This is a genomic window from Bacteroidales bacterium (genome assembly GCA_023229505.1).
Classification (GTDB): domain Bacteria; phylum Bacteroidota; class Bacteroidia; order Bacteroidales; family JAGOPY01; genus JAGOPY01.
The window spans coordinates 38,282-47,608 of the sequence record JALNZD010000032.1; the positions used below are offsets into that span (position 1 = coordinate 38,282).

7 protein-coding genes are annotated in these 9,327 nt (G+C 45.4%); all 7 read right to left on the reverse strand.

Annotation, left to right across the window (positions count from 1 at the left end):
- Nucleotides 1-42: 42 nt before the first annotated feature.
- On the reverse strand, nucleotides 43-498 hold the full coding sequence (locus M0Q51_11755) for a ferritin family protein (GenBank protein ID MCK9400651.1): 456 nt from the start codon (nucleotides 496-498) through the stop codon (nucleotides 43-45).
- Nucleotides 485-4,213 carry an FAD-dependent oxidoreductase gene (locus tag M0Q51_11760; GenBank protein MCK9400652.1) on the reverse strand — a complete coding sequence of 1,243 codons (3,729 nt, stop codon included), beginning with the start codon at nucleotides 4,211-4,213 and terminating at the stop codon, nucleotides 485-487. Before M0Q51_11760 ends, M0Q51_11755 begins: the two co-directional genes overlap by 14 nt.
- A 24-nt stretch (nucleotides 4,214-4,237) precedes the next feature.
- Nucleotides 4,238-5,572 carry an SLBB domain-containing protein gene (locus tag M0Q51_11765; GenBank protein ID MCK9400653.1) on the reverse strand — a complete coding sequence of 445 codons (1,335 nt, stop codon included), beginning with the start codon at nucleotides 5,570-5,572 and terminating at the stop codon, nucleotides 4,238-4,240.
- A gap of 621 nt (nucleotides 5,573-6,193) precedes the next feature.
- Nucleotides 6,194-6,721, reverse strand: coding sequence for an NADH-quinone oxidoreductase subunit NuoE (nuoE, locus tag M0Q51_11770; GenBank protein ID MCK9400654.1), 528 nt, complete (start codon nucleotides 6,719-6,721; stop codon nucleotides 6,194-6,196).
- Nucleotides 6,722-7,201: 480 nt separating this feature from the next.
- A complete protein-coding gene (locus tag M0Q51_11775; protein MCK9400655.1) occupies nucleotides 7,202-7,564 on the reverse strand; it encodes a hypothetical protein in 363 nt (120 codons plus the stop codon).
- Between the two features lie 3 nt (nucleotides 7,565-7,567).
- Nucleotides 7,568-7,831 (reverse strand): DUF1883 domain-containing protein, encoded by a 264-nt coding sequence (locus M0Q51_11780; protein ID MCK9400656.1) that lies wholly within the window; start codon nucleotides 7,829-7,831, stop codon nucleotides 7,568-7,570.
- A gap of 836 nt (nucleotides 7,832-8,667) precedes the next feature.
- Nucleotides 8,668-9,093, reverse strand: a complete 426-nt coding sequence (locus tag M0Q51_11785) for a hypothetical protein (GenBank protein MCK9400657.1) — start codon at nucleotides 9,091-9,093, stop codon at nucleotides 8,668-8,670.
- Nucleotides 9,094-9,327: the final 234 nt, after the last annotated feature.

Genomic DNA, 9,327 nt, shown 5'->3' on the forward strand with positions numbered 1-9,327 from the left:
TGTCAGTGTCCGACAAAGGAGGACCTGACAGCGTCTGTAAAATTAGTTCTCCCGTAAAACGTACTCATCGTACTCCAGTTCAAACCGCAGCTTGTGCCTGGATTCTTCCATTGCCAGGGATTCGAAAATCTCTTTCAGCTGATCGTTCGGGGCGCGTTCTGCCAGGGTAGAATATAACTTGAAAGCGGCTTTTTCACGCTTCATGGCCAGGATGAGCGTTTCTTCATAAGTCAGTTTGCCTGATGCCTTCACATCGACTATATAATCGCTGATCTTCAGATCCGTCACATGCTGCCTGGGCATGCTGAACACGCCTTCTTCCCTGATCCGTGTCAGGCGCTGCTTGTGCTTGATCTCTTCGCCGGCAAATTCAATAAAAACCTTCTTCATCTCTTCGTTACGGGCTTCCTTTGCCAGGCCCGTGTAAAACTCAACGGCTTTTTGCTCCTGTTCGATGGCAAAAACCAATATCTCATCGACATGTTTAAACTCTTTCATACAGATCAATTTTTACGTTTTCAAATGCCTTTGCAAATTCATCTTCAAACCGCATGACAATATGATCACATCCGTGACCGTAAAGCCTGTTCGGGTTATCATTCTGCGTATGGATAAATTGATGCGTTATATTTTCACTGCCGGACGGCAATAATGACATCACTTCCTCCAGCACCTCATGCAACCCTGCCCTCTGCCCTACGCCTAATGCTGTCAATAAATCAGCAAGCTGTACCAGTCCCGTCTTCTCCACCGCCGGTGTAAATAAGGCCTCAAATTCCTGGATCACCTTCTGGGTATTGGTGAAGCTTCCCCCGGTTTCAACCGAGGCGGAGGCTGGCAATATGAGATGAGCGTGTCTCGCCGTTTCGGTCATGAAGTAATCCTGGACAACCACGAAGTCGGCAATGGTAAGCCATCCCGCCGTCTGGACCTTATGACCGGTGCACCCGAGCGGATCTTCGCCGAAAATGAAGATATTCTTCAGCTTGCCGTCTTCCAGGCCTGAGTAGATATCAGGATCCGTTTGCTCAGGGAGTGCCGGGATATTCCAGGTCTTTTTGAGTTTATCTATTAGCGTCGCGTCAGTCATCGGGACTCCACCCACTCCGTATGCCATGCAAACGCCCATATCGAACAATCCCTGGGAATTATTCTTCTCCTTCAGGGAAATCAAACCGCTGCCCGTTTTACCGAGCTTCCCGGTGATCATCGCCAGATTGAAAAGCTCGGTGCAGGCATTGGAGGAGAGTTCCTTCTCCGAGAAGACAATGATCGCATAAGGTTCGTTGTTGTAACGCTTGGCGAATTCGATCACATCATCCATGATCTGTGTTCCGGCTTTCTGAACTAAATCGACGAAATTCTCTTTCAGCAATTCAGCCTTATATTCTTCAAAACCGGCACAGTTGTCGCGGATAAAAAGCCCGTTGTGGAAATTATTGGCAACCAGGTAATAATTGACAGCCTTGATGAAGTGATAAATCGATTTGATAACCATCACCTCTTCAACCTTCCGGCTCATGGAACTTTCAGCATGGGTGGTCACCACCTCTATCGGAACCCCCTTCATCATTCCCGCATTGTGTATCATAAATCCCACAACGGCATTATCTTCATTGATCTCCGAGCCGATAAGATAAATCTTGCCGGCATCCTTGATCTGGCTGAACGGCGTATTGGCCGTGGAATTATTCCGGTAGCCCATTCCGCGGTTCAGGTAATGGAAGCTGGTCACATTATTGGTCTTTGCACCTGCCCTGGCCAGCTTCTGAATCAGGTACATCTCTTCATTCGACAGCCTGGCCCCCGCAAAAAACACATTTTCGTCAGCCTTCACAGCTTTAATCCGCTGTACGATGGTTTCAAAAGCCTTCTTGAATGAAACTTCCTCGAAACGCCCGTTGATCTTCATCAATGGCTTGGTAATCCTTGACTTGTCGTTCAGGTAGTGATACCCGAACTTTGCATACCGGCAAAGGTTACCGTCGGTATTAACCTGTCCTACTATACCTGATACCTGCATTACAAACTGACTTTTGTGGTCAAGTGAAATGGAGCATCCTACTGAACAATAGTTACAGATTGTTTCTGCTGCAGTCAGCTTCACAGGTCCCGGCTTGAAGGGGACATTCTCCGTAATCGCTCCGGTCGGGCAGGTGGTGATGCAAAGCCCGCAGGATTCGCAGGGTGTATCCTGCAAAGCCAGGCCCATGCTGGGTGCCACGTAGGTATCGAAACCGCGGTTTACCAGCCCGAGTGCGTCTGCACCGACGACTTCCCGGCAGATCCTGATGCAGCGGCTGCAGAGGATGCATTTGTTATTGTCGAATTCGATGTAAGGATGCCGGAAATCCACGTGATGTTCATTGAATGCCCCTGCCTGGTTTTTCTGGTCTGCTTCGTAATTGCCGGAGTAACGTTTCAGGTCGCAGGTAAACAGGGCGGTACAGCCACATTCCAGGCAGCGCTGGGTTTCATGGAATGCAACATCTTCCGAATCATAACCCAGTTCCACCTCCTTGAAATTATTCCGCTTCGACGGATCAAGTGTAGGCATTTCCTCGCGCTTCTGCTCTCTATAAAATCCTTTATAATCTGTGTCAATCTGTGCTTTAAAAACATCTTTGCTACTGAAAAACTCTTTTTTCATTGCCTCCACAGGCAGCCCTTTCAGATAAAGGTCGCAGCTATAAGAAGCTTTTCGTGCCTGTGCAATAGCCGCGATCAACGTGGCCGGTCCGGTCACCCCGTCACCTGCGGCAAATATCGAAGGAATTCCCGTCTGCAATGTTTTCGGATCGGTCTCCAGGTCACCCCAGCGGTTAACCTTCACTTCGCCTTTTCCGGCGTGAGCTTTGATATCATCCAGGAATTCAGCCACAGTCTTTTGGCCGATGGCAGCCAGGATGTAATCGACCTCAATGTCGAACTCCGAGCCTTCTACCGGCACAGGACGACGACGGCCAGAGGCATCTGGCTCCCCTAATTCCATTTTAAGACAGGTAATACTTTTCACTTTTCCCTCTTCGTTTTTCACTATCCTGCTGGGATTGGTCAGCAGCATGTATTCCACCCCTTCGAGCCTGGATTCATGGATTTCGATGGGATTAGCCGGCATTTCCTTTTCGGTCCGCCGGTATATCACGTAAACTTTATCAGCGCCGCAGCGTTTGGAGGTCCGGCAGCAGTCCATGGCGGTATTTCCACCACCGATGACAGCCACCTTCTTCCCTTTAAAGTTGAAGGGTTTCCCGGTCATTTCCATGTTTTTCAGGAAATCGATACCGGAAAAAACGTTTTCCGCATCTTCACCTTCACAACCGATCATGGTCCCTTTCTGGGAACCGATGGTCAGGATCATGGCGGCGTACTTTTTTTTCAGGTCTTTGTAAGAAACGTCACTTCCGAATTTTTTGTTGAAATGGATCTTTACGCCCATTTCGGTGATGTTGTCGACTTCTTTCTGTAAAAGGTCATTAGGTAACCGGTACTCAGGGATGCCATACCGGAGCCATCCGCCGGCTTTGGGGCTGGCTTCGTAGATGTCGACCTGGTGACCTTCCTTTTGCAGGAAGAACCCGCAGGAGAGCCCCGCAGGCCCTGCTCCGATCACGGCGACTTTTTTGCCCGTCGCGGGTTTCAGTTCGGGTTTCCATTTGCCGGGAGAATCGATGTCGATGTCGGAAGCAAAGCGTTTCAGGTAGTCGATACCCACGGCAGCGCCTTCGTCGAGCAGGTTCCGGCGGCAGGCTACTTCGCAGGGCCTCACACAAACGCGGCCGCAGATGGCCGGGAGCGGGTTGGTTTCCTTGATGAGGCCCACGGCATCGTGATACTTACCTTTTTCGATCAGTGAGATGTAACCCTGCACATCCACCCCTGCCGGGCAGGTTTGCTTGCAGGGGCCGATGCAATCCGCATAATGGTTGCTTACCAGCAGGTCGAGCGCTGTTTTGCGGGCCCGGTGGATCTTCTCGTTGTCGGTTTCGATCCGCATCCCTTCGGAGATCTTCGTGGAGCACGAAGGCTGCAGTCCGCGGAGGCCTTCGACTTCCACCACGCAGACGTAGCATGAGGTAAAAGGTTCGAGGCGTGGGTCGTTGCAAAGGGTGGGTATCTCTATATTGTTGCGCTTGGCCAGTTCCAGGATGGTCTCACCCCGGTAACCGTCGACGATATTACCGTTCAGGATTATATTAACTTTCTCGCTCATTGTAGTTTCTTTAGTTTATCCAGGTCAGGAAAGTTTAATCGCTTCGAATTTACATTTGGTATAACACATGCCGCACTTGATACAATCGGCCTCGCGGATGAAGTGGATCTGTTTCCGTTCGCCGTCAATACAATTAACGGGGCAGTTCTTGGCACAGACAGTGCAGCCTGTGCATTTGTCGGCGATGACTTCATAAGTCAGCAATGCCTTGCAGACTTTAGCCGGGCATTTTTTATCGCGGATATGAGCCTCATATTCATCGCGGAAATAGCGGATCGTTGTCAGGACCGGGTTTGGCGCCGTCTGGCCGAGGCCGCACAGGGAATTATCCTTGATCTCATAAGCAAGATCCTCTAATCTTTCTATATCACCATCCTGCCCTTTGCCCTCCGCTATATGCTCTAAGATCTCAAGCATGCGCTTGGTACCCATCCGGCAGAAGGTGCATTTGCCGCAGGATTCCTTCTGGGTGAAATCGAGGAAGAATTTAGCCACATCGACCATGCAGGTATCCTCGTCCATGACCACCATCCCGCCGGAGCCCATGATGGCGCCCGTTGCATTGACCGAGTCGTAATCGACGATAGTTTCGGCCATATATTCCGGGATACAACCGCCGGAAGGACCGCCCATCTGCACCGCTTTGAATTTGCGGTCGTTCTGAATGCCTCCGCCCAGCTTGAAGATAATATCATGGATGGTGATGCCCATGGGCACTTCCACCAGCCCGGAGCGCTTGATCTTGCCGGCGAGGGCGAAGACCTTGGTGCCCTTGCTTTTCTCGGTGCCGTATTTTGCATATTCCCCGGCCCCGTTGAGGATGATCCAGGGGATATTGGCGAAAGTCTCTACGTTGTTGATGTTGGTTGGCCTGCGCCATAGGCCGGATGCTGCCGGGAACGGCGGTCGTTTGCGTGGCATGCCGCGTTCACCTTCCACCGAGGCGATGAGAGCTGTTTCTTCGCCACAGACAAATGCCCCGGCACCCTCTTTAATGTAGACATCGAAGCTGAAGCCGTCGATGCCCAGGATATTCTTACCCAGGTAACCTTTTGTCCTTGCCTGGTCCAGTGCAATATTAAGCCGTTTGATGGCCAGCGGGTATTCGGCGCGGCAGTATATAATGCCGCCGGTGCCTTCGATCGCGTAAGCCGCGATGATCATGCCTTCGATGACCGAATGCGGGTCGCCTTCGAGGACGGACCGGTCCATAAATGCACCAGGATCACCCTCATCAGCGTTGCAGATGATATATTTTTCGCTGGATTTACTGTCGTTGGCGAATTTCCATTTGAGTCCCGTAGGGAATCCTCCGCCGCCGCGACCGCGGATGCCGGAGCTAAGGATGGTCTGGATCACGTCGTAGCGCGAGATGCGCTGCCCGGCGATTTTCTTGATGGCCCGGTAGCCCTGGCGCGCTTCGTAGTCGTCAATATTTTCGGGGTCGATGTAGCCGCAATTGCGCAGCACGATCTTTACCTGCGATTCAGTGAAGGATTTATCGGTAGTCTCGAACAGGTCCGACTGGATGATATAATCCCGCACCGGGCTGCCCTGGTTGATGTGTTTATCAATAATTTCTATTGCCCGTTCCTCGTTGATCTCGCCATACAAGTAAGAGCCTGTTTCGTCGATGATCTCCACCAGCGGCTCGCGGTAGCACATCCCGACGCAGGAGGTTTTCTTAAGCTCGAAATCCAGGTTTTCACTCTGCTGCATGGCGCGGATCTTTTCGTACACCTTCCCTGCCCCGGCGGCAACCCCACAGCTTCCCAGTCCAACTATTACTTTTGTCGTTTGCATGTACCTTGTTATTGGTTAGTGGTTAGTGGTTAGTGGTTAGTGGTTAGTGGTTATTAGTCACCCAGTCACCCAGTTACCCTGTCACTTAGTCATTAGTCATTGGTCATTAGTATCTTGGAATTTGGAATTTAGTGCTTTGAATTTGTTTGGAATTTGGTGCTTGGTGCTTGGAATTTTCTAATTAGCGTTCTTCACTTCTTCCATCCTGATATTCTTAACTATGCGAACTGCTTCCGTTCCTGTCAGTTTGCCGAACGTATTTTCCCCAACCATCATGACCGGTGCGAGGGAGCAGCAGCCCAGGCAGGCGACGGATTCGAGGGTAAAGAGGCCGTCCTCGGTCGTTTCGCCGTCTTTGATCCTGAGTGATTCCTCGAGGGAATCGCTGATGGTATTGGCGTTTTGCACGTGGCAGGCAGTGCCATGGCATATTTTGATGATGATCTTCCCGACCGGCTTTAATCTGAACTGGGCGTAGAAGGTTGCCACGCCGTACATATCGGAAAGTTCCAGTCCCGTTTCCCGCGAGATCTTCTCAAAAGCCACATAGGGCAGGTAGCCAAACATGTTTTGAGTACCCTGGAGGAGCGGGATAAGGTTTCCCTTTTTTCCTTTATATTTTTCGATCAACGGATCAAGGCAGCTGAGATCGATGTCCTCCTGTTTATCCCTGCTGATCTCCTGTGTGATTCTCTCAATGCGCATATTGTAGCGGATTTAGGACAGCAAAAGTAGAAAAAGTTTACCGGAGGGAATGCAGCAAGAAGGTAATTTATAGATTGTCTAAATAGCTGTATATGGCTGGTTTATTGGAAATTAGAAATTAGAAAATTGGAAGGGTTGTGGAAAGGGGGATTTTTTGTGAAATGATTAACAATAATTCATAATTGATACTCAAGATTTGAAAAAAGGAATTAAATGTGAATCAAAAAATCTCAACTAGTAATCCTACTTGAAGTAAGCCCTTTTAAACAGTTATTGATTTCTAAATGTTGATATTCTAATTCCTTTCTTTTCTATTTCGTATTTCGATATGTAATTCTTATTAGAAAGTATTTGAACAAATTGCTTATTCGCATCATTTATTTCAATTTTAGGTCTTTTCCCTCTCTTAGCAATATCCGAAAATGGACTTTATTTTTTTTTCTTTTCATTATACCATATTTGCTTTTGGTTCATTATATTCTATATTTCTGGAATTTCTTCTCTTGGTAATCTTTTTCGTATTATATCTACCAGTTGAGTAATTGATTTGTTATTTCTATGCCATAAAAACAATAACAATATTCCTGCTAGAAAACCTAAAATTGACAATATAACAAATATTATAAAGGTTAAATTTGATTTTACATTAGTTGTTAATATTGCAACTATTAGCGTCAATGCAGAACCAATAAGAAAAATAGCAAAATTTAAAAAAATTGATCCAGGGGATCCTTTTTTTAATGTTTCTAATTCTCCTTCAGAGATCTCATAGATATTTAAATGGTCTATTCTAGCTCTCCTGATTTCTGGAGAAAACTCAGAATTTAAAATTGTTTTAGCCATAATTTATCCCTTTATAATATTAACTGATGCATTTACTGTTCCAGCATAGCCACCTAAATCTATTACTACGTGCCAATGTCCACCATGTGGTGGTCTTATATGCACAGGTGATTTAGTTACGCCTCCACCATAAAAAGTATACTTTTGCCCTGAACGATATTTTTGAAAGTTTGAACTGTCTAGCAATCTGACATTTGCCTGTTTATCCAAAGTTACTTCAACAACATCATTGCTGGTCAAGCTAAATTCATAATGTAAATAATTCATGCTTATAATATTTAATTTCAGTAAGTTATTTCTGTTAGTTTTTCACATCAATACCATGTATACAGGAATTCCGGGATAAATATAGATTACACGGCGGCCGGACCAGATGGAATTCCTGCAAAACAATTTCACCCTTTGAGACAATCACATAACCAATCTGACATATACTTGATAATTCAGGAGTTGCGGTCTCAACATCGAAGGCTATGAAATCCGGTTTATTCATTTTTATAATTAAACCTTGTTTCTATAGTGTCTGTAAGCAGAACCAAAAATTGTCGATTGTCAACTGTCAACTGTCGGTTGTCAATTTTCTTACTGTCTTACAGTCTTATCATCTTAAATGGACCTGGGGGGAAGTCTTTTGGCCTGAACCTCAAATATAAGCAAATTAAATGATTATAAAAACAAAGGGGAGAAAATAATTCCAGTGTTCATGGTTCCAGAGTTCCATTGATGACGCCTAACAACTATTTTCCTACCCCACCCTCACCTGCCCATTCAACAAAAAATTGGCAATAGTTCATTTTCAATGATTGAGTAAACATCAAACCTACTTTTCCAATATAAATTCAATATTTCTAATGATTTTTAAAAGATTATCGAGATTCACGTTTTGGAACAGGTGGAGGTGGAGGTTCCCGACGTTCAGGAGTCTTGAGAGGTGGTATTGGCGCTTCCCGACGTTCAGGAATTCTAACTGGTGGTATTGGCGGTTCCCGACGTTCAGGAGTTTTTATAGGAGGTGGCGTCTTGGGTTCGGGTATCCTTACTGGAGGTTTTGGAGGTTGTTCCATTATCGGATTTGTACTGTAGTTTTCCATAACATTGATCTATTAAATATTTAATAATAAGAATAATACTTGCAATCCGATTCCAATTGCGAGACTAAAGTAAATAAGCGTTCTACCGAGTGATAATTCCTTGTGGCTGATATTCCATAAATTTAACAATTGTTTATCTTCACTAACAGTATCCGGTTTCATTTTGTCTATAAATTTCATCAGTTGTAAATCATGATGACTTGTTCTAGATTTTCTAAATAATATTAAAATAAAGGATATAAAAATAAAAGACAAACTCAATATTAGAATCACTTTATAATTGGCGGCTTGAATTTTAAGAAATTTTTCATTGATCGTAATAAAGAAGCCTAAAGTACCTATCGAAATATAACTTAGTGATGTTTCAATCTCAAGGTCTTTGTCAATAAATTCTTTTTCAAGAATTTTTCTATAATCTTTAATTTCAGTTTCATTCATAATATTATGGTTTGAATAAGGTTATTTTCTTACCACTATCGTACCCAGGCTTTGTGAATGTGGGTCTTAAATTTTTCATATATTTTTTATCTTCATTTTTCCTATTAATAACTCAAGTTTCGCAGTAAAAACACGTGCTTTATTTAATATGTTAATAACAAGATGATAACTTAGGGTTAAAAATGTGGGTCATGTTATGTAAGTAATTAAATTTAAGTTGCTTACAAAAAATAA

What these genes read in the sequence shown, in the direction of transcription:
- M0Q51_11780 (MCK9400656.1), bottom strand. Translation starts at nt 7,831, where the DNA reads ATGAATTATTTACATTATGAATTTAGCTTGACCAGCAATGATGTTGTT.
- nuoE (MCK9400654.1), bottom strand. Translation starts at nt 6,721, where the DNA reads ATGCGCATTGAGAGAATCACACAGGAGATCAGCAGGGATAAACAGGAG.
- M0Q51_11775 (MCK9400655.1), bottom strand. Translation starts at nt 7,564, where the DNA reads ATGGCTAAAACAATTTTAAATTCTGAGTTTTCTCCAGAAATCAGGAGA.
- M0Q51_11785 (MCK9400657.1), bottom strand. Translation starts at nt 9,093, where the DNA reads ATGAATGAAACTGAAATTAAAGATTATAGAAAAATTCTTGAAAAAGAA.
- M0Q51_11755 (MCK9400651.1), bottom strand. Translation starts at nt 498, where the DNA reads ATGAAAGAGTTTAAACATGTCGATGAGATATTGGTTTTTGCCATCGAA.
- M0Q51_11760 (MCK9400652.1), bottom strand. Translation starts at nt 4,213, where the DNA reads ATGAGCGAGAAAGTTAATATAATCCTGAACGGTAATATCGTCGACGGT.